Annotated in this window: 1 pseudogene; it reads left to right on the top strand. The window is 46.1% G+C overall.

The window, feature by feature from the left end:
• A pseudogene (locus H5160_RS20240) lies at nucleotides 1–269 on the top strand (hypothetical protein); the annotation flags it as partial.

Raw genomic sequence — 269 nt, 5'->3', positions numbered from 1 at the left:
GTGGTAGTAACAGATGAAGCCGGTAATGAGCGCAGTTTTGAAGCCACAGTTACCAACAATACTTACACAATTACCGGTGCAAACTTATCAGGCTTAAGCGATGGTGAATTAACCGCCACAGCCACGGTAAGTGATGTCGCAGGCAATACAGCAACCGCTACAGACACCGCCATTCACGATAAAACAGCCGTAACCAGCATTGATGTTGCAACAGGTGATGACGCTGTTATTAATACTGCAGAGCAAAGTAATGTAGTCGTAAGCGGTGT

The sequence above is a fragment of the Pseudoalteromonas sp. SG43-4 genome (genome assembly GCF_014164325.1).
In the GTDB taxonomy this organism is placed as follows: Bacteria; Pseudomonadota; Gammaproteobacteria; order Enterobacterales; family Alteromonadaceae; genus Pseudoalteromonas; species Pseudoalteromonas distincta.
The sequence above is the reverse complement of the archived record's forward strand: the minus strand, read 5'-3'. Positions and strand labels throughout refer to the sequence as shown.